Annotated in this window: 23 protein-coding genes and 1 tRNA gene; 3 read left to right on the top strand and 21 right to left on the bottom strand. The window is 69.0% G+C overall.

The genetic code is table 11. The features are described from left to right. Positions 1 to 2: 2 nt before the first annotated feature. Positions 3 to 1010 carry an acetylxylan esterase gene (locus M3G03_RS03335; protein WP_259808081.1) on the bottom strand — a complete coding sequence of 336 codons (1008 nt, stop codon included), beginning with the start codon at positions 1008 to 1010 and terminating at the stop codon, positions 3 to 5. Positions 1011 to 1044: 34 nt separating this feature from the next. Between M3G03_RS03335 and M3G03_RS03330 the strand changes: the two genes are divergently transcribed. Further along, positions 1045 to 1491 carry a histidine phosphatase family protein gene (locus M3G03_RS03330; RefSeq protein WP_259808079.1) on the top strand — a complete coding sequence of 149 codons (447 nt, stop codon included), beginning with the start codon at positions 1045 to 1047 and terminating at the stop codon, positions 1489 to 1491. Between the two features lie 3 nt (positions 1492 to 1494). On the opposite strand, the gene M3G03_RS03325 is transcribed toward M3G03_RS03330, so the two are convergent. The 5 genes from M3G03_RS03325 to M3G03_RS03305 form a co-directional block, all read right to left on the bottom strand. Next, positions 1495 to 2292, bottom strand: a complete 798-nt coding sequence (locus tag M3G03_RS03325; RefSeq protein ID WP_259808077.1) for a hypothetical protein — start codon at positions 2290 to 2292, stop codon at positions 1495 to 1497. A 51-nt stretch (positions 2293 to 2343) separates the two neighbouring features. Next, complete coding sequence (locus M3G03_RS03320) at positions 2344 to 3693, bottom strand: FAD-dependent oxidoreductase (RefSeq protein WP_259808075.1); 1350 nt, start codon at positions 3691 to 3693, stop codon at positions 2344 to 2346. 92 nt (positions 3694 to 3785) lie between these two features. After that, positions 3786 to 3861, bottom strand: a tRNA-Thr gene (locus tag M3G03_RS03315). Between the two features lie 108 nt (positions 3862 to 3969). Continuing rightward, the gene (locus M3G03_RS03310; RefSeq protein WP_259808074.1) at positions 3970 to 5595 is read right to left on the bottom strand and encodes an alpha/beta hydrolase; all 1626 of its coding nucleotides are present in this window, start codon (positions 5593 to 5595) and stop codon (positions 3970 to 3972) included. 62 nt (positions 5596 to 5657) lie between these two features. Beyond that, entirely contained in the window at positions 5658 to 6551 is an 894-nt protein-coding gene (locus M3G03_RS03305) for a regulatory iron-sulfur-containing complex subunit RicT (protein WP_259808073.1), read from the bottom strand. A 62-nt stretch (positions 6552 to 6613) separates the two neighbouring features. Here M3G03_RS03305 and M3G03_RS03300 point away from each other — a divergent pair, with 62 nt between their 5' ends. Then, a complete protein-coding gene (locus M3G03_RS03300; RefSeq protein WP_259808072.1) occupies positions 6614 to 7159 on the top strand; it encodes a PGPGW domain-containing protein in 546 nt (181 codons plus the stop codon). A gap of 28 nt (positions 7160 to 7187) precedes the next feature. Here M3G03_RS03300 and M3G03_RS03295 read toward each other — a convergent pair whose 3' ends face one another. From M3G03_RS03295 to M3G03_RS03265, 7 genes are all read right to left on the bottom strand, one after another. Then, positions 7188 to 8072, bottom strand: coding sequence for a DoxX family protein (locus M3G03_RS03295; protein ID WP_259808071.1), 885 nt, complete (start codon positions 8070 to 8072; stop codon positions 7188 to 7190). Positions 8073 to 8190: 118 nt separating this feature from the next. Further along, the gene (locus M3G03_RS03290) at positions 8191 to 9396 is read right to left on the bottom strand and encodes a DNA polymerase III subunit delta' (protein ID WP_259808070.1); all 1206 of its coding nucleotides are present in this window, start codon (positions 9394 to 9396) and stop codon (positions 8191 to 8193) included. Positions 9397 to 9408: 12 nt separating this feature from the next. Further along, positions 9409 to 10044 (bottom strand): dTMP kinase, encoded by a 636-nt coding sequence (gene tmk, locus M3G03_RS03285; RefSeq protein WP_259808069.1) that lies wholly within the window; start codon positions 10042 to 10044, stop codon positions 9409 to 9411. Next, positions 10041 to 11471, bottom strand: coding sequence for a hypothetical protein (locus M3G03_RS03280; RefSeq protein WP_259808068.1), 1431 nt, complete (start codon positions 11469 to 11471; stop codon positions 10041 to 10043). Before M3G03_RS03280 ends, tmk begins: the two co-directional genes overlap by 4 nt. A gap of 11 nt (positions 11472 to 11482) precedes the next feature. After that, on the bottom strand, positions 11483 to 14257 hold the full coding sequence (gene topA, locus M3G03_RS03275; protein WP_259808065.1) for a type I DNA topoisomerase: 2775 nt from the start codon (positions 14255 to 14257) through the stop codon (positions 11483 to 11485). 106 nt (positions 14258 to 14363) lie between these two features. After that, complete coding sequence (locus M3G03_RS03270) at positions 14364 to 15005, bottom strand: uridine kinase (protein WP_259808063.1); 642 nt, start codon at positions 15003 to 15005, stop codon at positions 14364 to 14366. A gap of 100 nt (positions 15006 to 15105) precedes the next feature. Beyond that, complete coding sequence (locus tag M3G03_RS03265; protein ID WP_259808061.1) at positions 15106 to 16623, bottom strand: methyltransferase; 1518 nt, start codon at positions 16621 to 16623, stop codon at positions 15106 to 15108. Positions 16624 to 16709: 86 nt separating this feature from the next. Here M3G03_RS03265 and M3G03_RS03260 point away from each other — a divergent pair, with 86 nt between their 5' ends. Beyond that, a complete protein-coding gene (locus tag M3G03_RS03260; RefSeq protein WP_259808587.1) occupies positions 16710 to 18956 on the top strand; it encodes a DEAD/DEAH box helicase in 2247 nt (748 codons plus the stop codon). A 72-nt stretch (positions 18957 to 19028) separates the two neighbouring features. Here M3G03_RS03260 and M3G03_RS03255 read toward each other — a convergent pair whose 3' ends face one another. From M3G03_RS03255 to ssd, 8 genes are all read right to left on the bottom strand, one after another. Continuing rightward, positions 19029 to 20204: an AAA family ATPase gene (locus tag M3G03_RS03255; RefSeq protein ID WP_259808059.1), complete on the bottom strand. Its 1176-nt coding sequence runs from the start codon at positions 20202 to 20204 to the stop codon at positions 19029 to 19031. Positions 20205 to 20257: 53 nt separating this feature from the next. Next, entirely contained in the window at positions 20258 to 20620 is a 363-nt protein-coding gene (locus M3G03_RS03250) for an Rv3654c family TadE-like protein (protein WP_259808057.1), read from the bottom strand. After that, a complete protein-coding gene (locus M3G03_RS03245) occupies positions 20617 to 20931 on the bottom strand; it encodes a TadE family type IV pilus minor pilin (protein ID WP_259808055.1) in 315 nt (104 codons plus the stop codon). Before M3G03_RS03245 ends, M3G03_RS03250 begins: the two co-directional genes overlap by 4 nt. Before the next feature lie 162 nt (positions 20932 to 21093). Beyond that, complete coding sequence (locus tag M3G03_RS03240; RefSeq protein WP_259808053.1) at positions 21094 to 21396, bottom strand: DUF4244 domain-containing protein; 303 nt, start codon at positions 21394 to 21396, stop codon at positions 21094 to 21096. A 220-nt stretch (positions 21397 to 21616) separates the two neighbouring features. Continuing rightward, on the bottom strand, positions 21617 to 22369 hold the full coding sequence (locus tag M3G03_RS03235) for a type II secretion system F family protein (RefSeq protein WP_259808051.1): 753 nt from the start codon (positions 22367 to 22369) through the stop codon (positions 21617 to 21619). Positions 22370 to 22385: 16 nt separating this feature from the next. Beyond that, complete coding sequence (locus M3G03_RS03230) at positions 22386 to 23105, bottom strand: type II secretion system F family protein (protein ID WP_259808049.1); 720 nt, start codon at positions 23103 to 23105, stop codon at positions 22386 to 22388. Positions 23106 to 23182: 77 nt separating this feature from the next. Next, the gene (locus M3G03_RS03225; protein ID WP_259808048.1) at positions 23183 to 24337 is read right to left on the bottom strand and encodes a TadA family conjugal transfer-associated ATPase; all 1155 of its coding nucleotides are present in this window, start codon (positions 24335 to 24337) and stop codon (positions 23183 to 23185) included. Further along, on the bottom strand, positions 24334 to 25323 hold the full coding sequence (gene ssd / locus M3G03_RS03220) for a septum site-determining protein Ssd (protein ID WP_259808047.1): 990 nt from the start codon (positions 25321 to 25323) through the stop codon (positions 24334 to 24336). The genes M3G03_RS03225 and ssd overlap by 4 nt, the downstream gene beginning before the upstream one ends. Between the last annotated feature and the right edge of the window lie 130 nt (positions 25324 to 25453).

Below are 25453 nucleotides of genomic sequence, written 5' to 3'. Positions count from 1 at the left end.
ATTCAGTCCCCGAACTTGTCCAGTAGCCAGCCCAGCGCCGCCCACTGGTGCACGTTCTGGCCACCCTCGTGACCGCTGTGCGGGTAGACCTTGATGTCGGTGTCCGGGGTCTCCTCGTGCGCATCGGACCAGTTGTTGTAGGCCGCGAAGACGGTCGAGGGCGCGCAGACGGTGTCCATCAGGCCCACGCTGAACAGGGCTGGCACCTCGGCGTACCGCGCCAGGTTCACCCCGTCGAAGTAGGGCAGGGTCTTCAGCATGGTGTCGAGGAAACCGGGATGACGGCGCGCCAGCTCGGAGATCTCCTTGTAGGGGCCGTCATTGGTGAGGGTGATGGCGCGTTCGAAGTGGCAGAGGAAGGGCACGTCGACCAGGGCCCCGGCCAGGGAGAGGTTGGCCAGGGGCGCCAGCCCGGCCATGGCGATCGCGAGCCCGCCGCCCTGGCTGCCTCCCTGCGCCACGATGCGGGTGGAGTCGACGATGTCGAACTCACGGGCCGCCTCCAGCCCACGGAGCGCGTCCATGTAGGCGCGACGGTAGTAATAGGTGTCCGGGCTGGAGATGCCGCGCGTCATCATGCCGGGGTGGCTGTTCATCCCGGCGTTCGGGTCGTTGTCCGGGGTGGACGCCCACAGCGTCGGCGTCCCCCAGCCCTGCCCGCGGGTGTCCAGGACGAGGTGGGCGAACCCTGCGGCGACCCAGGGGGTGACGAAGGGGAAGCCACGTCCGCCGGTGTACCCGATGGCGGAGACCACGCAGGGCATCGGCTCCTTCGCTCCCGCGGGGGCCAGCAGCCAGGCGTGGATGTCCTGTCCGCCGTAGCCTGCGAAGGTGACATCCTGGGCGTCAACCAGCGGCTGGCGGTTGTCGACGGCGACAGTGCGCACGTTGAGGTCGTGCGCACGGGTGTCGTCGATGGTTCGACGCCAGAACTCCTCGAAGTCATCAGGCCTGCTCACCTCCGGGCGGTAGGCGCGGAGTTTGTCCAGGGGCAGGTCGAAGAAGGCCATGAGCCGATCCTGCCATGCGACTACCCTGAGGTCCATGAAGCACCTCTACCTGATGCGCCATTCCCAGGCTGAGAGCGTCGGTCCTGCCGGGGACGCCTCGCGGCCCCTGACCCCGGAGGGGTTTCGTGAGGCCGAACAGGTCGGTGCCGACCTGCGTGATCGGGGCATCCAGCTGGCCCTGGTGTCCTCCGCGGTGCGCACCCGGCAAACCTTCGAGGCGCTCGGCCTGGACTGTCGCGCAGAGTTCATGGACGCCCTCTACGACGCGTCCCCCGACACGATCGCGCAACGGATCGGGGAGGTCGACGAGGACGTCAGCGAGCTGCTGGTGGTGGCCCACTCCCCCGGCATCCCCTCGCTGGCCTCGCAGTTGCTCTGGACGACGGATCGGGAGCTGGCGGACAAGGTGCGCTGCAGCTACCCGACGAGCAGCGTCACCGAGATCGAGGTGGATCGACCCTGGTCAGAGGTCACGGCCTGAGGCTCAGGACTTGATCCAGGCCTTCGCGACCCCGGCGGTGCAGATCGTGTAGGGGTTGCCCTTCTCGCAGGTGGAGGAGAAGGTGCGCCCGCTGGTGGGACTGGTGACCCGGATCTGGAAGGTACCCGACCTCCCCTTGGCCAGCCGCTCCATCGCCAGGGCGGTGCCGCAGGAGGTCTGCTCATTGGTCTGTACCGTCTCGCTGCACGTGCGGGAGGCCTCGGGCGGCAGGGTCATCGTCGGTGACGGCTTCGGCGTCGGCTTCGGCGTGACGGCGGGTTTGGGGGTTGGCGTCGCCTTCGGCGTGGGCCTGGGCGTGGTGGAGCTGGCCGGGGCGGCGCTCGGGGAGGCGGCCTTGTCTCGTCCGGTGCCGAAATCACGGAAACGGACGGCCAGGAAACCGACGATAGCCAGGGCTGCGGCGAGGACCAGGACGGCCAGGGTCAGCGCGACCGGCCGCGCGGCCACCCCATGGTCGTCATCGACTGGCGCCGGTTCACCGACCGGCTCCTGACTGCGGACCGCAGGGGCGCCCGGGAGGTCCCGGCGGACGGTCGGCTCCTCGGAATCCTGCTGGGGGTCCTGCCGGTCGCGGGCGGGGGGCTGGGCCCGCTGACGGACGCGGGTCTCCTGCTCGGCCTGGTGACGGCGGAGGATCTCGTCGGGCAGACCCAGACCCTCACCCAGGTCGGGGAGGCTGCCCGAGGTCATCCGGAGCGCTCCGGCGCGGTTCAGGTCCGCCCCACAGACAAGGCAATGACGGCCACGGCCGGCCGCTGCCCCGCAGCGTGCGCAATACACCAGGTTCCTCCTATTTCGTGCGACCCAGAATAGCCAGCACCGGGGGAGCCCTCAGTCCAGTTGGCGCGCGACCTCTGCTGCAGCCTCCTCTGCGCTGCGCACAGCCCCCTCCAGGTAGCCGTTGAACCGGGTGGCGTACTCGGATCCGGCGAAGTGGACGCGGCCGTGCGGCGCCGCCAGTGAGGGGCCGAAAGCTGTCCACACACCCGGCGCGAAGTGGGCTCCGTGGCAGCCGCCCGTGAACTCCTCGGCCCGCCAGTCACGCTCGACGTATTCCAGATGGCCCGGTCCCTCGCCGAAGGCCTCGGCGACCGCCTGGGAGAAGGCGACCTCGCGGAGCCCGGGCGTCCGGTCGGCGAAGGCGCCGCCGAAGAAGCCGGTCAGGACCCCACGATCGCTCGCCTCGTCGGAGACGTCGAAGAGGACACGAACGGGGCCGTCGTCGGCGCCCATCTGGCCGGAGTGGCCCGCCTCCGCCCACCACCGGTCAGGATAGGAGGCCACCGCCTTGATGATGCGGCCGGGAGCGACGCGGGCGGCTGTCTCCTGACGCCACTGGTCGAGCGGGGGCTGGTAGTCCAGCGCGGTGGCAAGCACGGGAGGGAGCGCCACGAGGCACTGGGAGGCCTCGACCGTGGAGCCATCGCGCAGGGTGACGATGACGCGGTGGTCGGTGGCGGTGATGGTCGCCGCCGGGGAATCGAGCCTGATGCGATCACCCAGAGCTGCGGCCAGGCCCTCGGTGACACGAGCCATGCCACCGACGACACGGCGCTGGTTCACCCCCCCGTTCACGGCGATCAAGGACTCCAGGTCGACACCGCCATTGGCGTGGCCCAGTCCGTCGCTGAGTGTGAGCTCGCTCAGGGCGAGACCATCGGGCTGGGAGCCGAAGGCGTCCTCGAAGACCTTCATGAACCAGGCCTGGGCGCCCGGCGTGCGCAGGTTGCTGCGCACCCAGCGGGTGAGTGGCTGGGCGAGCCAGGCGGCATTGCTGCCGGCCCAGGCCTTGTCACGCAGGACGCGCTGGGAGAGGCGACGGAAACGCGCCAGACCCTGGCCCAGGTCGGCGACCTCGAAGGGGTTCAGGCTGGCCTGGATCTCGGTGTCGGCGGGGACCTGGCTCACGGTGCCGGCCAGCCGCAGGATGATGTCCCCGCTGGCGACCCCAGCAGTGGGAAGACCGAGCCGCTCGGCCAGTGCCAGCATGTGCGAGTGGGAGTCGGCGATCCATTGACCGCCCAGGTCCACCCGGGTGCCGTCCTCAAGCTGCAGGGTCTCGACGCGTCCCCCGACCCGTTCACGGGCCTCGAGCACCACCACGGAGCGTCCGCGGGCGACCAGGTCGGTGGCTGCCGACAGGCCAGCCAGGCCTGCACCGACGATCACACAATCCAACATGGAGCCTCCTGACGATGTCCCCGCGATCTCACGAGGTCTGACGAGGAGACTCTAACGAACGCCCGTCAACCAGCCGACGCCGGGGGAGGGAGTGGAGCCGTCTACGGGGATCGAACCCGTGGCCTGCGCTTTACGAGAGCGCCGCTCTACCTACTGAGCTAAGACGGCGTGCTAGGTCAGCCCGAGGACTGGTCAGCCTCAGGAACTATACCGAGGCTGACCCCGCAGTCACCAATCAGAATCGCTGAGCACTCCATGAGGTCGGGCGGCCGGGGCTCAGCAGGTCAGGCCGTCAACGGGGACCTTGCCGTCGTTGATGAACTTCTCGACCGCGTCCTTGGCGCACTGGTTGCCCAGGCTGTAGACGCCGTGGCCGGCCCCCTTCCACGTGACCAGATGGCCGGATTCGAGCTGGCTGGCCATCCATTGGGACTGCTGATAGGGGGTGGCGGGGTCACCGGTGGCTCCCAGGACGAGGATCGGGTCAGCGCCCTTCGCGGTGATCTCCAGCGGGTCCATGGGCTTGGCGGACCAGTAGGTACAGGTGAGACCGGGGCCCATGTACTTGCCGAAAACCGGGGCCTTCTGCTCAGCATCCTTCCAGTCCTTGACCACCGAACCCTTGCCCTCATCAGGGGAATCAGCACAGGAGATGGCGGGGAAGCTGAAGGCCATCGGGGTGTAGTTGCCGCGCTCGTCCTTGCCCATGAGCAATTCGGCCGCCATCACCAGATACTTGGGCTCGTTGAGCTGGCGGGCCATGCGGATGGCCGTCAGCAGGGTGCTGTAGGCCTCCTTGCCGGAGTACAGGAAGGCCGCGACGCCGAGGACACCACGATTCTGGTCAAGTTCCTTGATGGGCCTGCTGTCCAGCGCCGCGAACCATTCGGTGATGTTGGTGACGACCTGCTCGCCGGTGCTTCCGTAGGGGCAGAGCAGGCGCCCCTGCTGGGCGCACCAGTCGCCGAACTGTGTGAGGGCCAGATCGAAGCCCATCTGCTGGATCACTGAGTCCCGGTCGGTGATGTTGACCGCAGAGTCGAGCACCAGGCGGCCGGCGCGCTTGGGGTAGAGCTCGGCGTAGATCGAGCCGATGAGGGTGCCATAGCTCACGCCCATGTAGGTGAGCTTCTTGTCACCGACCAGATGGCGCAGGTAGTCAAGGTCACGCACGTTGTCGATGGTGGAGATGTGGTCCAGCAGCGGCCCGGAGTTGTCCCGGCACCACCTGGCGAAGTCCTTCTGGGCTTTCTCGAGCGTGGTGAACTCCTGCTCGTCATCCGGGGAGATGTCGACGCTGTTGTACTTGTCCATCGCGGCGTCGTCAGCGCAGACGACCGGGGTGGACTCCCCGGAACCGCGCGGGTCCCAGCCGATGATGTCGTAGTCGGGGAAACCCTTGGCGTCGAAGCCGGTCACGTAGTCCTGACCCGAGCCACCGGGGCCGCCGGGGTTGATGAACATCGTCCCCTTCTTCGTCCCGGACGCCGGCAGCTTCTTCATCGCCAGCGTGATCGCCTGGCCGTCCGGTTCGTCCCAGTTGAGGGGCACCTTCACGGAGCCACACTCGAACTTCTCGTCGCACTTCTCCCAGGAGATCTTCTGGTCAAGGTAGCGCTGGAGGCCCTCGCCAGCGGGGGCGTCGGTGAAGCCCTTCGGCTTGGCATCAGAGCTGATCGACGTGCGATCAGGTGAGGTTGGGGCGTTGGCGAACAGTTTGTGGTCGTCCTTGTTGTAGTAGGCCACCGGCAGGTTGTTCGGGTCGATCTTCTCGGTGGGCTTCGCCTGGGACGACGTGGTCTGTGAGGAGCTGGACTTCCCGCTGCTGTCGAGCAGGGTGCAGCCGCTGATCACGGTGGTCAGGGCCACCATCCCAGCGATGAGGGACAGGGGACGACGCATGGCTTCTCCGATCAGGCTGCGACGGGCGCTACGGCTTGGGGACGAGTCTAGGAGGGACCGGCTCAGCGTCCGTCAGCCTGTGGATGACGGCCCTGGCTCTCCTCGCGCTTCGTGAGGACGGCGGAACGTTCCTTGCGCGCCTTCGAGGAGGAGCAGACCTCTTCCAAGGGGCAGCGGCGCACCTGTCCGTCGCGTTGGCGGACGACCACGGCGTCGGCCGGCATCTGGTGCCCAAGGACGCGCGCAGGTCCCTGGCTGGTCTGCACTTCGCTGCCGATGTCCGGGGCGCGGGCGGCGAAGTCGACGTAGAGCGGATGCTCGTACTTCAGGCAGCACATCAACTTGCCGCAGGCCCCGGAGATCTGGAGCGGGTTCTGGGGAAGGTTCTGCAACTTCGTGAGGCGCATGGCCACGGGCTCGACCTTCTTGAGGAAGGTGGAGCAGCACAGTTCACGGCCACAGTTGCCGATGCCGCCCACCAGGGTCGACCCGTCCCTGGCACTGATCTGGCGCAGGTCGATGCGGGCCTTGAGTCCGCGCGCGAGCTCGGGCACCAGGGCACGGAAGTCCACCCGCTCGGGGGCGGTGTAGTAGATGGCGACCAACCTGTCGGCGTCCTCGATGTTCTCGAGCAGGTCGACCGCCATCACCTTCATGTCGAGACCGTGGTCATGGATGAGCTGGCGGGCGAGGGTGAAGGCTTCGGCACGGGCTCGGCGATTGCGCTCGTCGCGCTCGAGGTCGGCGGCGGTCGCGTGGCCGGCGCATTCGGGGAACCCCGAGCTGTCGAGGTCGACGTATTCCGGTGCCCAGACGACCTGGGCCACCTCCGGGCCGGCATCGGTGGGGTAGAGCACGTTCTCACCGACGCGGTAGCGCTCCCCCGGTGCAGCGCGCAGGTAGTGGAGCTGGCCGTGGCGTTCGAAGGTCACCGCCATCACCTGCGCAGAAGTCATGCGTGCAAGGCTACCCTCCGGTGCCCGATGGCTGGGTCGCCGATGTGTCAGACTCGGATGTCATGACTGGACCCCGCCCCCACGAGCGCCACGGCGTCCCCATGAAGATGGTGCTGGCTGTGCTTGGTTGGACGCTGGTGGTCGCAGGGATCGCTGCGCTGGCGCTGCCCGGTCCGGGCATGCTGATGCTTCTTGCCGGGCTGGTGGTGCTGAACCGCGTGCATCCCTGGGTGCGGCACCTGATCCAACCGGTGCGCATCCATGCCCTGCGAGGAGCGGCCGAGGGCGTGGAGACCTGGTTCCGAATCTCGATGTCCGCGCTCGCGGCCCTGGGCGTGGCGGCATTCGGCGGATTGTGGTTGTGGCAGCCCCCGGCACCCGGCTGGTGGTTCCTTCGGGAGGACTGGTGGCTCCTCGGCGGGAAGCCCGTGGGCGCGACGCTGGTGGCGTCCTCGATCATTGCGCTTGGCTTGCTGGTCTACAGCTACCGGCGTTTCCACGGGCGCCCCGACGAGGTCGAGGAATTGGAGATGTGGGCCCGAGCGCACAAGCGGGCCAGGCATCTCTGGAAGCTGCGACGACAGCAGGAGCGGGGCGACCGAGGCTGAGGTCGTCCGGTCGACTCCCGGGGAGAACTCATTCCACGCCGTACTTGTCGCGCATCCGGTTGCGACGCCAGCCACCGTCTATGCCCCAGGCTCCCCCACCGAGGGTGACGAGGAGGAGCCCGGCTGCAGCCAGCAGGACCTCAAGCTCCCCGATGAAACCGGTCACGCCCGACTGGAAGATCGGCACGACGCCCCACTTCACCATCACCAGCACGCAGATGGCCAGGGCCGCGACGCAGAGCCCGATGATCCGTACCGCGAAGCCGAAGACCAGGCCCAGGGCGCCCAGCAGCAGGGCGATGGCCAGCGCCCAGGGGAGGTAGTCCAGATAGGGCAGTCCGATCCTGGCCATCAGGTCCCGCGTGGCGGGGATGTCGGTGATCATCTGGTAGCCGCGGATTCCCAGGATCGCAGCGATCACCCAACGGAACAGCAGCAGGCCCAGCGAGGGCAACCACTTGTCGGTGGTGCGCTTGGTCGGACGCACGGCAGCCGCGTGGGCCTGCTCCTGCGCCGGGGCAGCCACGACGCCCAGCGCTCGCTGTCGGGCTGCTTCGGCCTCTCGGCGACGGCGATGCTCGTCCTCGATCGCGCGACGCTGCTCCGCCTCGCGCTGGCTGCGCACGACGTCAGCATCGATCTCGCTCGGGGTCCGTCCGGCAGAACCGGCGCCCACAGCGGTGGCACCGACCGCCCCACCTGCAACGCCGGCTGCAGTCGCGCCTCCGGCTCCCTGCACCTCATCGACCGGCAGGACTGCTGTCGGCTCGTGGTGGATCTCGGTCGGAAGCGCCTGGGTGGCCTCGAAGTCGACATCGCCCTCTGCCTGGAAACCCTCGCGCCCGTGGAGACCCTCTTGGGCACCGAAGGCCTGGTCGTCGCGGAAACTCGGGTCATTGCGGTCGTGGCTCATCGCGGGCTCCTTCGGGGAAGAGGGATCACGTTCCATTGAAACATCCACCGCCTCACCGCCGCCGACGGACACGCACGCCACCCGCCCCTGCGGTCCAGTAGGCCAAGGACCCTGGAACCTAGCGGGGCGACGCCAGGCTCACCATCAGCGACTCCATCGCCAACAGCGGCGCCACATTCCCTTCCAACGCCTCACGCGCCTCCAGAATGGCGTCGATCCGGCGCAGCGTCTGCTCCGGAGTCGATCCGCGCGCAGCCTTCGCCAGCTCGTTGCGCAATTCCGGGTTGATCAGGTGCGGGCCACCCGCGCCGGTGGGGTCCAATTCAAGGTCGACACCACGGGTCTGCAGCCCCAGCACATCGCGGTACCACGTGGTCAGTTCCGTCAGGACAAGGTCCAATGCATCCCGTTGCGCCCGCTTGGCCCGCGCCTTCTGTTGTTCCTCGAGCTCCTTCAGCGCGGCAGCCGCGTTCCTCGGACGCGCGCCTTTGGTGCCCACTCCCAACGCCTCCGAGAGCGCCAACCTCTCCTTCTCGTCGACCACGGCGGTGCGCTGAGCGGCCTCCTCGACGCTGGCCTTGACCAGATTGTCGGCGGCGACCATGCAGGCACCGATCGAACTGAGCTGCCCGGGGATCTGCAGCACCGCATGACGCCGACGCCGGGCATCCTCGTTGAGAGCCAACACGCGTGCCCGTCCGATGTGGCCCTGCGCAGCCCGCGCCGCATAGGCAGCCATCGCCGCATCAACCCCGTCACGGCGGACCAACAGCTCGGCCACTGCTGCGTCCGTGGGGGTGGCCAGGTTCAGCAGCCGGCAGCGCGACCGAATCGTCACGATGACCTCGTCCGGGTTCGGCGCACACAGCAGCCACACCGTGCGGGGTGCAGGTTCCTCGATCGCCTTCAGTAGCGCGTCCGCGCCCCGATCGGTCACCCGGTCTGCATCCTCGACGACGATGATCTGGTAGCGACCGGTCACCGGGCTCATGGACGCGGCCCGCACCAGGTCACGCACCTCGTCCACCCCGATGGACAGCTTCTCGGTCCTCACCAACGTCACATCAGGATGTGCCCCCGACAAGGATGTCCGGCATTCGGTGCAGGCACCGCACCCTCCACGAGCACACTGCAGCGCTGCGCCGAAGGCGCGAGCGGCGTTGGAGCGCCCGGACCCCGGAGGGCCGGTGAACAACCAGGCATGGCTCATCGCATGACCGCCCCCGGCAGCGCTCGAATCCATCGTCCGGTGGGCCGACTCAACGGCTCGTCGGAGGGTCGCCACCGCGGCATCCTGCCCGACCAGGTCGCTCCACACACTCATGGCGTCATTCCATCACCCGGGCCCGACAAGACCGGCCTCGCGCAGGAGCGGGAGCAAGCGCTCACGCACCTGCGCAGCGATCTCCTCACGGCTCGCACGCCCCGGCAACACCAGGTAGCGTTCGGGGTCCCGTGCGGCCAGTTCCAGGAAGAGCTCCCGCGCCCGACGGTGGAAGTCGCGCCCTGCACTCTCCAGTCGGTCCGGATCTGCCTTGGTGTGAACGGCCTGGTCCGGGTCCACATCCAGCAGCACGGTGAGGTGGGGACGCAGGTCGCGGGTCGCCCAGCGCGCCACCGCCTCCACTCCAGCACCGTCGACCTGACGGCCGGCACCCTGGTAGGCCAGGGTGGAGTCGACATACCGGTCGCTCACCACGACCTCATCGGCGAGCAGGGCGGGCGTCACCACCTCATCGATGTGTTGCGCCTTGTCAGCGGCGTACAGCAAGGCCTCAGCCCGCGGGGAGATCGGGCCGGAATCGGTGGAGAGCACCAGCTGCCGCACCCGCGCCCCCAGCCAGGTGTCGCCGGGTTCGAAGGTGACCCGGTGGGCGATGCCCTGCCGTGCCAGCCACGCCGCGAGCAGCTTCATCTGGGTCGACTTTCCGGCCCCGTCCCCGCCCTCGAAGACGACGAAGACCCCGCTCATGCCAGCGCCGTCAGCTTCTTGCGCAGTGTCCGCCAGTCCTGGACAAAGCGGACGCGAGCAGCATCGCGGGAATCACCGGCGCGCTGCAAGGTGCGTCCGGCTTCGAAGACCTGGGTCGGAGACCACGTCGCCAGTTCCTCGTCCGTCGGCCAGTCGGCCAGCGGCTGGCAGGGCTCCAGCAGGGCCTGCACGCGACGAAGCTGCTTGCGGAGCTTGCGAGCGAGCTTGCCGAAGAGGATTTCCAGGCCATCCACGGTCCCGAGCAGTTGGCGGCAGGCGACCAGGGCGGCCAGCCAGTCGGCATCCGTGCTCTCGGCGCCGAGGTTGTCGCAGCGATCGACCAGGATCCGCATGCCCGACTGCAGCTGGTCACGCAGCACCGGCGCCGCCTGCTCACGACTGCGGTCGCCCAACTGCGGGGCGCGGATGGCGGACACCAGGGCGTCGAGGACTGCAAAGTACCGCTCGCTCAGCGAACTCACCGGGCGTTCGGCACCGGCGTCCAGTACCGCTTGCAGGTCCTCTTCCACCTGCTCCAGCCAGCCCGGCTCCAACACCGACTGCAGGCTCGACACCTGGTGACGCAGACGCATCAACTCTGACATCAGCGGCCCACAGTCCAGCGGGGCTGGTGGTGTGGCGGGTTCGCCGTGCAGCCCTTCATCCACCGCCGCTGCGGCTGCTCGACGGGCCAGCTCGCTGGCACGCAGGGCCAGGTCCGCCCGGACGATGTGCTGGAGGCGGGCAGCGAAGAGCTGCGACACGAAGGTCTCCAGGTTCACTCGCGAATCCCAGGCGCGCGGTTCCGGATAGTCCGTCAGCCCGGTCGCGGGGGCACCGAGGCGGCGCACCAGGTCCGGGAACTCGTCGGTCTGGATCGCGCCCACCCCGGTCAGGGCGGCAATCAGGAAACGCTTCTGGGCACCGCTCATTGCCGGACTGGGAGTCAGCGTGACCTCGCGGAATCGACCGATCGTCAGCCCATTGCGACGCACGGTCATCTTCTCGTCGACGAGCGTGCCGAGGCTGACATCCTCGCGGTCCTTGACGGTGTAGCTGGCGCGATCGGTCTCGACCGCGGCCACCGGGCCGAGGGCGGCGCGGCGCCGGAAGGGACGCACCAGCTCGGTGAGATCCTCGGGCAGGTCGCCGGCGGCACCCATCGGTTCGGAATGGTCCTTGGGCAACCACGGGCCCCAGGTCGGGGCATCCAGGTAGTAGTCACCCAGGCCATCACGAACGCGGTGGGCCAGCATCACACCCGCGCGCAGCAGCCGGTGGTCCGGTGCGTCGAGAATGGTGACCAGACGGGTCCAGGTGCCGTCCCCGCGGACGACCAGTCGCTGGATGCCCAGTCCGGGGTCGGTCAACCGCGGCGTCTCGATCGAAAACGGCAGTTCGAACAGGGCCTTGCGCTTGCTGGCCATGACCTTCCTGACTACTCGGACGCCGGGGCGGCGGTTGCCGACGCGGCCTTCTTCGCGGCGGTGGCCTTGGTGGCGGGCTTGGCTGCCGCGCTCTTCGTGGCGGTCGTCTTCTTGGCTGCCGTCTTCTTCGTGGCGGTCGCCTTCTTGGCAGCCGTCTTTGTCGTGGCGGTCTTGCGCGTGGCCTTCTTGGCCGGGCCCTTGGCCCGCTTGTCGGCCAGCAGTTCAGCGGCCCGCTGCTGGGTCAGCTCCTCCACCGTCTCCGAGCGTGGCACCGTCACGTTGTACTCACCATCGGTGATGTAGGGCCCGAAGCGTCCGTTCTTCACCACCATGGGCTTGCCGGTGGCCGGGTCGTCGCCGAGCTCCTTGAGAGGCGCAGCGGCGGCAGCGCGCCCCCGTGCCTTGGGCTGGGCGTAGATCGCCAGCGCCTCGTCCAGCGTGATGTCGAAGATCTGGTCCTCGGAGGACAGCGAGCGCGAATCGCTGCCCTTCTTGAGGTAGGGCCCGTAGCGTCCGTTCTGAGCGGTGATCTCGACGCCCTCGGCGTCGGCGCCGACCACGCGCGGCAGGCTCATCAGCGCGAGTGCCTGCTCCAGGGTCACCGTCTCGGGCGACATCGAGCGAAAGAGGCTGCCGGTCCGCGGCTTGGTCTTGTCACCCTCGTCGAGGACCTCGGTGACATAGGGCCCGAAGCGTCCGTTCTTGACCACGATCGGATTGTGCGTCTCGGGGTCGAGACCGAGTTCGCGCTCCTCCCCCACCGGGTTGGCCAGTAGCTCGGCCGCCTTCTCAGGGGTCAGCTCGTCAGGGGCCAAGTCGTCGGGGATGTTTGCCCGACGCTCCTCGGGGCCCTCCAGGTAGGCGCCATAGCGCCCGACGCGGACCGCCACCTCATTGCCCAACTCGCCCACCTCGAAGGTGGACAGGGCGCGGGCGTCGATCTCACCGAGCTCGGTGACCAGGCGGTGCAGGCCCTCCCAGTCGTTGAAGCCGGAGCCCAGCGAGCCGTCCTCATCGCCGAACCAGAAGCCGTTCAGCACGTCCAGACGCTTGGCATTGCCCTTGGCCACCTCATCGAGGGTGTCCTCGAGCTCGGCAGTGAAATCGTAGTCGACCAGGGTCGGGAAGTGCTCGACCAGCAGACGGCTCACGGCAAAGGCCAGCCAGGTCGGCACCAGCGCCGAACCCTTCTTCCAGACGTAGTCGCGCCCGATCAGCGTCTTGATGATGGACGCATAGGTGCTCGGGCGGCCGATCTCCAACTCCTCGAGCTTCGCGACCAGCGAGGGTTCGGTGTACCGGGCCGGCGGCTTGGTGTCGTGCCCCGTCGGGGTCAACTCGAGCACGTCCGTGCGCTGCCCCTCCGACAGCTGCGGCAGACGGGCCTGGGCGTCATCAGAATCGCCCTCCTCCACGGAGGCGACGTAGGCGCGCAGGAAGCCGGGCTCGGTGATGGTGCGTCCAGAAGCGGAGAACTGCGCCACCTCCACCCCGTCCAGGCCTTCGACCTCGACGGCGGCGGCAGGAGTGGCGTCGATGCGCACAGTCAGGGTGTTGCCGCGCACGTCGATCATCTGGGACGCGATGGTGCGCTGCCAGATCAGTTCATACAGTCGGAACTTGTCCCCGGTCAGTCCCGTCTGGCCGGGAGTGCGGAAGCTGTCGCCGGCAGGCCGGATCGCCTCGTGGGCCTCCTGGGCATTCTTCACCTTGGAGGAGTAGATGCGGGGGCGATCGGGCACCTGGTCTGCGCCGTAGAGCTGGGCGGCCTGGGCGCGGGCAGCGTTGATGGCCTGCGCGCTCAGGTTCACCGAGTCGGTACGCATGTAGGTGATGAAGCCGCCCTCGTAGAGCTGCTGGGCCAGGCGCATCGTGGTGTCGGCGCTGAACCCGAGCTTGCGGCCGGCGTCCTGCTGCAGCGTGGTGGTGCGGAAGGGTGCGTAGGGCTTGCGGGTGTAGGCCCTGGACTCCACCGAGGACACGGTGAACGGCACGGTGGCCAGCGCCCCGGCCAGGGCGGTCGCGGCGGTCTGGGTGAGGGCCACAGCGCCCTGGCGGGTCAGCTCGCCCTGGGCGTTGAAGTCCGAACCGGTGGCGACGCGGGTGCCGTCCACGGAGGTGAGGCGGGCAGTGAACTGGCTGGAATTGACCGCCAGTTCGGCGTCCATGCCCCAGTAGTTTGCGGAGGTGAAGGCCATCCGCTCCTTCTCGCGGTCAACGACCAACCGCATGGCGACCGACTGGACGCGCCCGGCGGACAGCTTCGGCTTGACCTTCTTCCACAGCACTGGCGAGACCTCAAAACCGTAAAGCCGGTCGAGGATGCGCCGGGCCTCCTGGGCGTCGACCAGGTCCATGTCGAGTTCGCGCGGGTTCTGCACCGCCTCGGTGATGGCCTCGCGGGTGATCTCGTGGAAGACCATCCGCTTGGCGGGAACCTTGGGCTTCAGCTCGCGCAGGAGGTGCCAGGCGATGGCCTCCCCTTCGCGGTCACCGTCGGTGGCGAGCAGCAGTTCATCGGCCTCGGCCAGGTGCTGCTTGAGGCTGCGCAGGGTCGCCTTCTTGTCGGCGTCCACCACGTAGAGGGCCTCGAAGTCCTTGGAGATGTCGACGCCCAGACGCGCCCACTTCTCACCCTTGTACTTGGCCGGAACCTCCGCGGCGTTGCGGGGAAGATCACAGATGTGTCCTCGACTGGACTCCACGATGTACCCGTCACCGAGGTAGCTGGCGATCTTGGTCGCCTTGGTCGGTGACTCGACGATCACGAGTCGTGTTCCAGCCATCATCTGCCTTCTGTTGGGGTGTGTCGCGGTCATGCTATCCGGGCGGAGCGCACCTCCCGACCGTACGTCAGCTGTCAAGCAACCGCACCCGGCCTGTGGAAAACTCTCAGGCCTGCCCGATCAGGACGCTCCCTTGCGGCGGCGGCTGGCTGGGCGTCCCATTGATGAGCCAGCTTGCCCGCTCCCAGGGGCGGTCGCGTTCGAGGTAACGCCGCTCGCTGCGGATCCATTCCTCCCAGAAGGCGATGGTCGCCTGCTCGTCCCCGTTCTCGCCCGACTCAAGGTCACGGGCAAGACCGCGGGCCTCGGCGACGGCGGCGTCCGATTGCACCCACAGGACCGCATCGAGCATGCCGGCGGTGGAACGGTGCGCGGACCCGACCCCCTCGACGATGACGGCGCGGGTTCCGACCGGAATGTCGATGCTGCCCTCGCGTCCGCGGGCACGCCAGGCGGGCGGGGTGAAAGAGACCGGCTGCCGCTTGCGGGCGGGTAGCAGGACCGCCTCGGTGAGCAAGTGGGCCCAGTCGAACAGCGGTTCGTGCCAGGCCAGGTCATCGGTGTGCACGACCACTGAATCCGGCATGGACGCCGCCAGCTGCGCGGCGAGGGTCGTCTTCCCCGACGCGCTGCGTCCGTCGATGGCCAGGCAGAGCGGTGCCATGGTGAGGCGCGGAGGGTTCACCATGCGCGCCAGGTGGCGAATCTGCACAGGACGCCAGTCCGTGACCACGGGTTCGCTGTCCATACCCCCACGCTAGTGCGGACGCAGGCAGATCGGTCCACCACGCTTCTTCCAGCACGTGCCTGGGCACGAGTCCTGCCTCGACTGAGGCTGTGGTCGTCTACTAGGAGTCGATGCGGTTGAGGAAGCCGTCCCGGATGGCCTCACGAAGTCGGGGTTCGAGCTCTAGGGTGAGGTCCTCCGCGTCGACCTCGAGCAGCTGGGAGACGGCGTTGATGATCGCTCCCAGAGTCAAGTCGCCATCGCAGGCGCCGAGGACGGCGGCCAGTGCGGTGCCGGCATCAATGGCCCTCCTCAGGCCGCTGTTTTGACGGATCACGATGTGCTCGGGGCCGGCAGCGCCGGGAGCGCCGGTGGACTCCTCCACGATGTGGTCGGCCAGGGTGAAGGTGCTGGCGAGCAGGTCAGGACGCGGGAGGCGGGCGGTGGTGAGGTCCTGCTGCGTGCGTCCGATGGCCGGGCCGACGGGCTGTTCGACCGCCCACGGCCACTCCTCGTAGCGGCGTTCGGGATTGTCCCGCTCGCTGCGGGTGAGGGTGAGCCAGCCCATGCCGACTCCGATGATGCCGAGACGGTCGAAGTAGTCGACCCACTCACGATACTTCTGCTCCCACTGCGGGCTCTGGTGGAGGCCCGCGTCGGTCAGCCACATCTCGATGTACTCGAAGGTGCTGAGGCGCTCGCGTTCGATCACCCAGAAGTCGCAGTCGGGCGCGGCCCAGGCGTCCAGGCGGCCCTGCCAGGGCTGGTCGCGCAGGATGGCCCAGTTGCCGAGGACCTGGAGCGTCCCGCCGGGAGTGAGGTGGTCGCGGGCGCCGGAGATGACGGCACGGACCAGGCCGTCGCCCTCGAAGCTGCCCTCGCGGTAGACGAGGCGTTCGGGGCTGGGCGGGCTCATCACATAGGGCGGGTTGGTGACGATGAGGTCGAAAGCCTCTGACGTGACGGGCTCGTAGAGGCTGCCCTCACGCAGGTCGACGTCAAGGCCGTTGAGCTGCATGGTGAGGCGGGCGAGCTGGAGGGCGCGCGGATTGAGGTCGGTGGCGACGACCTTCGTGGCGTGCCGGGCCAGGTGGAGGGACTGGATACCGCAGCCGGTGCCCAGGTCGAGAGCGCGGCCGATGGGCTGGCGCATCGTCACCTGGGCCAGGGTGGTGGAGGCGGGGCTGGCACCCAGGACATAGTCGGGGCCGATGGTGACCGGGCGGTGGTCGAAGCCAGGCGTGAGGTCGCTGACCAGCCAGCCGGAGGCGCCGTCGTCGGGGGAGCCGTAGGGGCGGATGTCGATGCCGGCGACGAGCTGCTCGCCCTCGCCCTGATCGTTCTCTGCCTGGAGGATCCCGGCGCCGAGGAGGGCGTCCACGGGCAGCGCACCCTCGATCGCCGAGCGCGGGGCGGGACGCTGCAGGAGCCAGAGGCGAATGGCTGCCGCGAGGGCGTCCATGGTGGACGTGCCGCCGGTGAGCGCGAGGTCGGCGGGCAGCGAGATGTTGCGATGCAGGCCGGCCTGGCCCTCCTCGCCGATGCGTTCGAGGACGGCATCGGTGGTGTAGTCAATCGCCAGCAGTGATTCGTGCAGGCGCTGGGCGTCGTCGGGGCTGAGGAGTGGGTCGAGGGCCATGGGCCCAGTCTTCCAGCCCTGCCGCACGCCCGGACTTGTCGGAGGGGGGTGGCATGCTCAAGGGCGTGAGTGTTCCCGACTGGCTGATGGACGATGCGCGCGTGCTGCACCACCATCACCGTCCTGCACGGACGGGCGAGGTGGTGGACTGGCCCTCGTGGCTGCCCGCAGACGTGCAGCAGTCGATCATCGACGCCGGGATCGAGCGTCCGTGGCGGCACCAGGTCGAGCTCGCTGACCTCGTGCATGCCGGACGCCATGCCGCGATCTGCACCTCGACCGCCTCGGGCAAAACCTTGGCCTACCTGATGCCGGTGATGGCGGCGACGGCCTCGGCGACCCCGTCGCTGGGGGTGGCGGTGGACAGCCTGCGCAACCGGCTGCTGACCAGACGGCAGCACACTGCGCTCTACCTCTCCCCCACCAAGGCGTTGGCCCATGACCAGTTGCGGGCTGCGCGGGCGCTGGGCCCGAAGGGCTGGGCTGTGGGAGCGCTGGATGGGGATTCGGACCAGGCGGAACGGCGCTTCGCTCGTGATCATGCCGGGATGGTGTTCACCAACCCGGACATGGTGCACCGCTCGGTGCTGCCGCAGCACTCGAGGTGGGCGGGGTTGCTGGGGTCGCTGCGCTATGTCGTGGTGGACGAGGCGCACCGCTACAAGGGGGTGTTCGGCGCGAACGTGGCGCAGGTGCTGCGGCGCCTGCGGCGCTTGTGCGCGCACTATGGCGCCGACCCGGTCTTCGTGCTGGCATCGGCGACCGCGACCGAGGCCGGGAATTCTGGCGGCCTGCTGGTCGGAGAGCCCTTCGTCGAGGTGGTGGGCGAGGATGCTTCCCCGCGTCCGGCCAGGGATGTGGTGATCTGGCAGCCAGCCGGAGGGCTGGGGCCCGACGCCTCGGAGGTGATGGCGCGGTTGGTCGGGGAAGGCAAGCAGACGATCACCTTCGTGGGCTCGCGGGTGCAGGCCGAGTTGATCGCGCTGCAGGCGGGCGACCAGGTCGGGGACGCCGGGCGGGTGGCGTCCTATCGGTCGGGATACCTGGCCGGTGACCGGCGTGGGCTGGAGGCGGCGCTGCAGACCGGGGAGCTGATGGGTGTCGCGGCGACCAATGCGCTGGAGCTGGGCATCGACGTGTCGGGGATGGATGCGGTGGTGGTGGCCGGCTTCCCGGGGACGATGGCCTCGCTGTGGCAGCAGTCCGGTCGCGCGGGGCGGCGCGACCGGGACGCCGTGGTGGTGATGATGGCCGGGGACGATCCGCGCGACCAGTATCTGGCCACGCACCCCGAGTTGGTCCTCGACGCCCCGGTGGAACGGACCGTGTTGTGGGTGGACAATCCCCATGTGCTGGGTGCCCACCTGGCGGCGGCGGCGCAGGAGAAGCCGCTGACAAGCGCCGATGCCCGGTGGTTCGGGGATCGGACCGAGACGATGGCCGACATGGCCACCCGGCAGGGGGTGCTGCGGCGACGAGGCGGCTCATGGTTCTGGACGCGGCCGGATCGCGCTGTGGACCACATCAGCCTGCGCACGATGGGGCCGTCTGCGGTGCAGATCGTGGAGCGGGACACCGGGCGGATCATCGGCCAGGTGGACCCGTCGGCGGCTGACCGCACGGTGCACCCGGGCGCTGTCTACCTGCACCAGGGCGAGCAGTGGCTGGTCGACGAGTACGACCCGGAACTGTGCCAGGCGATCGTCCACCGGGGCAGCGTGACCTACTGGACGCAGGCTGTCAGCGTCCAGGACCTGCAGATCTTGCGGCAGTCGCGTGATGAGCCGTTCGGGACGCAGGGAGTCCGCCTGTGCCTGGGTGAGGTGCGACTGACCGGCCAGGTGACCGGGTACCTGAGGCGCGACGAGAGGACTGGGGCGGTGTGGGACCAGACACCGTTGGAGATGCCTGAGAACTCGCTGACAACCCGGTCGATGTGGTGGACGATCCCCTCGTCGCTGGTGACGAAGGTCGGTCTGGAGGGGCTTCGCCTCGGAGCCGCGGCCCATGCGGCGGAGCACACCGCGATCGGATTGTTGGGCCTGTTCGCGCCCTGTGACCGGTGGGACATCGGTGGCCTGTCGACGGCACTGCATCCCGATACGGGCGAGTGCACGATCTTCGTCCACGACGGGACGCCGGGTGGCGCGGGCTTCGCGGAGCGAGGTTTCGAGGCGGCTCGGGAGTGGCTGGAGGCAGCCCGGGAGCGACTGGACAGCTGCGCCTGCGAGGCGGGCTGCCCGGCCTGCGTGGTGTCGCCGAAGTGCGGCAATGGGAACCAGATGCTCGACAAGGCGGCGGCGCTGGACCTGGTGACCGCGATGCTGGCCTGATGAGCGCGTAGCTGGCCTGATGAGCGCGATGCTGTGGGCTGATCGCCGCCGCCGCGGACCTGGGCTGGCGGTTCAGCGGCTCCCCCACTCCCAGCGTGGGGTGCTGAACAGGCCCTGACCCTCGATGCGGGTCTGGCCGAGGTTCTTGACCAGGTGGTGGTGGATGACGGTGTCCTCGCCCCCGGCGTCCTTGAGAGGCGCGATGAGTTCCCTCGAGTGGGACACGACCAGCACCTGGGTCCGCTTCGACACGTGCACGATCAGGTCGGCCAGGACGGGCAGAACGTCGGGGTGCAGGCTGGTCTCGGGTTCGTTGACCACCAGCAGTCCCGGCGGCTGGGGGCTGAGGAGCGCGGCCGCGAGGAGCAGGAAGCGCAGGGTGCCGTCGCTGAGTTCGTCGGCGGTGAGGGGGCGGAGCATGCCGGGCTGATGGACGCGGAGGATGAGCTGCCCATCGGCGTCATCCACGGCGAGTTCGGTGCCGGGGAAAGCGCTGGTGATGGCCTGGTCGAGGGGGCCTGCCCACGCGGACTCACGGATGCTCCCCAGCGCAGCGGCGAGGTCCCGGCCGTCCTCAGCCAGGACCGGCGTCCAGGTGGTGAGGCAGCGTTGGCGTGCCGGCGCCTGCACATCGGTGCGGAAGGCATCGTAGAACCGCCAGCCGGCCATCGCGCGACGAAGATTGAGCAGCTCGGGTGTCTGCTCCGGGTCCGCGAACTCTGCCAGCATGCTGGTGCGGGCGGGGAGGTACTCCTCCAGCATTCGGGTGTGGGCACCGGCGTGGGTTATCACCCGTCCGCCCTTGCGGCTGACCAGGCGGGAGGCTGGTCGAAACAATGGTGGGGCGAAGACCTCCTCACGCTTGATCACCGGGTCATGGCTGAACAGGGTCTTCGTGCTGGGTGGTGGCAGGCCGATGTCGACCAGGTAGCCCAGGTCATCCTGAACCACCCCGAGCAGGAGGCTCACCGGTTTGTGGCGCTTGTGCGCGCCCTGGATGGGGACCTCTCCCCGCCGCATGGCGCCGCTGATCACCTCTGGCCCCGCCCACAGGATGCGCTCCAGACCTCCGTCCCGGGCGAGCGGTTCGACGACCCCCTCGCGGGAGGTGGCCGCCAGCAGCCGCAGGGAGCGGTAGAGGCTGGTCTTGCCGGACCCGTTCTCCCCGGTGACGAGGGTGACCGGTGCCAGCGGCATGACCAGCTGGTGCAGGGAGCGGTAGCCCTGCACGGCCAGGGTGGTGATCATGACCTCAGGCTAGAACGTGCCTGTGACAGGAACGGGCTCCTCGGCAACCGACGTCAGGCGGGTCCGGCGGCCGCCTCTGCCCTGACCGTGGTGGGAGCACCCGCCAGGGTGATGCGGGGCCGGAGCGGCACCGTCACCTCCACCACCAGGACGAAGGAGGGTGCTTCACCTTTGAGTGTGCAGCGGTAGACTGATCCCCCGTTGCGGTCGGCCACCCGGCGGGCCTCGCTGCATCCGTCTCCGCCCGAAGCGGTGGCATCGGCGCCGGCGAGTGCGGCGAGGTCAGCGACGCGCGTGGCGCGCTGGTGACTGGATGCCCAGCCGATGACCCACACCCCCACCAGTGCGCCGAAGGTCAAGCAGAGCGCAATGGTGGCGGTGAGGACGGTGCCGCTACCGTGCTCATCACCCCTCATTCGCCCGGCTCCAACGGAGCAGCCGCTGTGGCGGTGACAGTGAAGGGACCAAGCCGGCCCCAGCTGCGCTGAGCAGTCACCGTGCTGGTGGCCCAGCCTCCGACCTTGGACACCTCGACGCGGGCACCCCGGGGAGCCTTGCTCTTGGCGTCGTCCAGCTGCTCCAGGTCACCCCTGGCAGCGTGGCGGGCGCTCTGGGCAGCGACGACCTCGAGCTGGTCCTGCAGGATGAGCAGGGCGAGGGCAGCGCAGCAGAAGAACACCACGATCGCCGCGGACAGGATGCCGATGGCGAGTTCCAGGGTGACCATGCCGCGATCGGGTGACGTGCGGCGCCTCCATGCCGAAGCGCGGTGTGATGACCGGGAGCCATGTGCCGACAGGGCGCGGGTGGGGGATCTACGCATGATTGCCTCCAGTTTGACCAGAAGGGCGCCGTGCAACCCGTGGACGGCGCCCCACCAGCGTGCGGATCAGATCTTGTCGGCGGCCATCTTCAGCATCTTCAGCACCATGTCGAACACCGTCTTGAACAGGCGGTTGTCCCTGAAGATGCGCAGCAGGACCAGGGCGAAGGTGATTGCTGCCAAGATGCCGACCGCATACTCGGCGGTGCTCATACCGCGCGAGGACAGACGGGCGGCTCGACGCTGGGCTCGAGCCAGGGCGTGCGTCTTGGGAGCCGGGGCGTAGCCAGCGGTGTCGAGCAGGTCGATGCCCTGCTTCGCACCAGTGGGCTTGGTGATGGTGCTCTCGTTGACGGCGAGCTCGTTCATGGGTGTTTTCCCTTTCGTTGGTTGACCCACCCCCCGTGGGTTCGCAGGGATCATGTGCTCTGAGGCCGCCCATGGGTGGAAGGGACAACACCCTGTGGACAACTTTCGCCGGCGTGCTGCGGGCACCGAGCGCATTCAGGGGAGGCGACCAGCACGGGCGCCAACAGGCCCCTCGACGGGTGTCGCCGAGGGGCCTGCAGTCGATCATGTTCGCACAATGTCAGGGCGGGAACTGGCCCACCAGTCCCGCAATGATGGGGACCACTCCGACCAGCACGAAGGCCGGCAGGAAGCACACCATGAGTGGCATCACCGACTGCACGCCGACGGTCCGGGCTCGCTTCTCGACATCTCCCGCGCGTTCTGCCCGGGCATCGGCCGCGTGCCGCCGGAGGAGGTCCACCACGGCAGCACCTGAGTGGGCGTTGCGTGCCAGGTCGCGGGCTGCGGGGCCCCAGACCGGCGCCGCCACGGGATCATCCACCACCGCCTGCCACGCCTCATCCTCGCCCCGGCCGACCTGGATGTGCCCGGCGACTGATTCCAGCAGGCTCCTCGTCGCCGAGGGCGACACGCTGGCGACCTCAGCCACGGCCACCCGCAGCGGTGACCCCACGGCCAGAACCCCGGCCAGCAGGGACAGGCACTCGGGCAATTCCTCGGTGAGTTCCCGACGGGTGCGTCTCACCTCTGGCGACACCATGCGCCTGGTGCCGAGGTGCACGAGCGAAGCGGTGATGCCGAAGGCGACAACGCCCCTCGACCCCGGGATGAGTACCAGCGCAGCCACACCCGCGACGGCGGCGTACAACAGTCGTAGCGGGGCAGGGGGCGGTGGCAGGCGCGGCCTGCTCGCCACACTGTCGAACTCGCGCGTCGGGGCCAGCAGGCCTCGTGCCGCGGGCGGGGCCCCAATCAGCCACCACGCCGTGGCGCCCGCGCCCGCAGCCAACAGAGTCATGGTCAGGCTCATCACCCTCCCCCATTCCTCATCGGGTGCGCCTCTCCACGCGCTCGGCCAGGACCTCGGTCCACAGCACCCCAAGGCAGGCCAAGCTGATGCCCATGGCCAGGCACCACCGCCCCAGGGGATGCACCAGCAGGAACTCGTCAGGATGGCCACCCATCAGGAAGCCCATCGCAATCCCCACCAGGGGCAGCGCCGCCAGCAGCTTGCCGGTGGCCCTGGCGGGGGCCAGCTCAGCGGAGACCGCGCGACGCAGCCGGGCTGCGTCGGCCAGTTGGGTCGACACGTGCTCAGCAGCTGCGGCCATGGGCGCCCCGGAACGTTCGGCGAGGTACCAGGCCGACGCCAGCGAGGCCAGACCAGCCGCCCCCGGCTTCCGGGAGGCAGACCGCAGGGCTGCCGAGACATCGGCGCCGATGCGCTGGGCGGACACCACCTCGGCCAGGCTCGGGCAGTCCTCGGCGGCTGTGGCCAATGCCTCCACGGGGATCCGCCCAACCCTCAGCTGGCCGGCGAGGACCTGGCAGGACCGGGCCACTCGTTCGGCCTCCTGACGTGCCGCCCGGGTCCGTCTGGAGTGCCAACCCAGCAACCCCAACGTGCCCGAGGAGACCACGCCCAGGAGCAGGAAGGGCGATGCGACGCTGTCCGCGAGACCCAGTACCAGCAGCAGTCCCAGCACCGCGCCTGAGACGACCAGCCCTCGGCGCCTGCCGCGCAGGCTGCGCCGGCTCGTCGCCACACGCCGTAGGGCAGGCGCCGGTGGTGTCACGAGGCAGGCGACAGTGACCGCCCCTGCGCCGGCCGCGACCCAGGCCATCACAGCTGCCACCGGCGCTTCAACGCCTCCCAACCCGACCCACGTCGAACGCCGCTCGGGCCCCACTCGACCGCCGTCTCGATGTGCAGTGAACCGACCTCCCCGGTGACGAGCCCGACCTGCGTGAGCCGACGGCGTCCATCGGGCCACCGAGCCACGTGAAGCACCAGATCGAGGGCCGCGAGCGCCTGCGCATGGCAGGCATCCCGACTCAGGTGTCCCAGAGCGGCAAGCGCCTCGAGGCGTGCCGGGACATCGGCGACCGAGTTGGCATGGATCGTGCCGCAACCACCCTCGTGGCCGGTGTTCATGGCCGTCAGCAGGTCACAGATCTCGGCGCCACGCACCTCGCCGACCACCAAGCGGTCAGGACGCATCCGTAGCGCCTGGCGCACCAGGACGGTGAGGCTCACCGCTCCCGCCCCTTCGGCATTGGCCAACCGCGCCTCGAGTCTCACGACGTGGGGATGAGCAGGAGTGAGTTCGCGTGAATCCTCCACCACGACGATCCTCTCGGTGGCGGGCACCGCCCCAAGGATGGTCGAGAGCAGCGTGGTCTTGCCCGACCCCGTCCCACCCGACACGAGGAAGGCTGCCCTCTGCTCGACGAGTGTGGACAACAGCGACTCCCCGAAGGCGTCCAGGCCACCACCCTCTCGCCAGTCCTCGAGACTGAGTTGGCGTCGGGAGGGCACTCGCAGGGAGATGCAGGTACCGGGGGAGGCCAAGGCAGGCAGTACCGCATGCACTCGGGTGCCGTCACCCATCCGGGCGTCCACCCACGGACTGCTCTCGTCGAGCCGTCGTCCGGCATTGGCAGCGAGCCGCGTGGCCAGGCGCCTCACCTCTTCCTCGTCCGCGAAGCGCACAGACGTGCGCTCAAGCCCCTGGCCCCGGTCGATCCACACCTCATCGGCTCCATTGACCAGGACATCAGTCACCCCGGGAAGGGACAGCAGCGGATCCAACGGCCCGGCTCCGATCGAAGTGTGGCGCAGCATCTCGAGCACCCAGACCACCATCGAGTCGGTGACAACCATTCCCTGCTCGCGCATGGCGGCAGCCACATCCTCGGGCTGGTGGCTGCGCCCCAGCGCCGCCAAGCGGACTCGCACCCCCTCGAGGTCGGCCGCCATCGTCGGGTCAACCCTCATGCGGCCAGCCCGTCCAGGATGCGCCGGCACTGCCGGGCAAAGCGCGGGACGCTCGTAGCTGGTGGCGCGCCCTGTTCCAACGCCCGCGGAAGGCCGCTGTGGTGGCCCACCACCCCCACCACGGGGAGCGAGAGCGCCCCGGCCACCTCATCGACAGGAAGGCTGCGCCCCGGCCCTCGCCGCACCACGACCTCCAGGTCGACCCACCCCCGTTCCTCGACCAGGACGCGAGCGGCCAGCACCCCGCGCACATCGGCGCCGACCACCAGCAGGGTGCGTGCCTGGGTCCAGGGGTCGCCGTTGGCGAGGTCGTCTCGTCCCCCGTCGACCACGACCGTCTGGTGGCCACGCAGCAGGGATTTCAGCACCGTCACAGCGGCCTCGGCACCGGGCTCACGTCCATGGCGTCCCGTCGACACCAGGGCCATCCCGCCCAGTCGGGGCAGGCGCGGAGCGAGGTCGTCCAGATGCCCGGTGGCACCCACCAACTCATCCCATCGCCAGCCGGCTTCTCGCTCCAGGCCCATCAGGATGTCCAGCCCGCCACCAGCGCGGGCGAGCTCCACCAGGGCCGAGGGTCCGCTGCGGGCCGCGGTCTGGGCCAGGCCGGCGGCCAACGTACTGGCTCCCAGGCCACCGGAGGCGCCGACAATCCTCACCAGCCGGCCGCCGACCTCGCTGTCCCTCTGGTCAAGGATCGCGCTGACGAAGCCGATTTGATCCGGTAGCACCACGACGGTCGCCTCCAGCGGCACCGACCAGCTCATCACGTCCTCAGCCCGCCGACCGACCAGATGTACGCCCGAGCGGGGCGGAAGCCCCAGACCAGCGACCCAGCTTGCCGAGTCAGCGCCCACGAAGACTGCGCGGGCGCCCCGCCAGGACCGACGCAGCTGCTCGGGCTCCCTCGTCACCTCCACGCGCGCCTGCAGGGCAGCTGCTGCCCCTTGCACCTGCTCCACCAGACCGAGGTCCCGACAGATCATGATCGCGTCCTTCACGGACAGGTCATGGTCGCCGCTCGCCTCTCTGACCCCGTTGTCCACAGGCGAACTCCCACGCGGGAGTTCTCCACAGCCTCCGAGGGGTCCCTGCGCTCTCGCTACCATCGACTGC

Origin of the sequence: Aestuariimicrobium sp. p3-SID1156 (assembly GCF_025144225.1) — a bacterium.
Classification (GTDB): Bacteria; Actinomycetota; Actinomycetes; order Propionibacteriales; family Propionibacteriaceae; genus Aestuariimicrobium.
The sequence above is the reverse complement of the archived record's forward strand: the minus strand, read 5'-3'. Positions and strand labels throughout refer to the sequence as shown.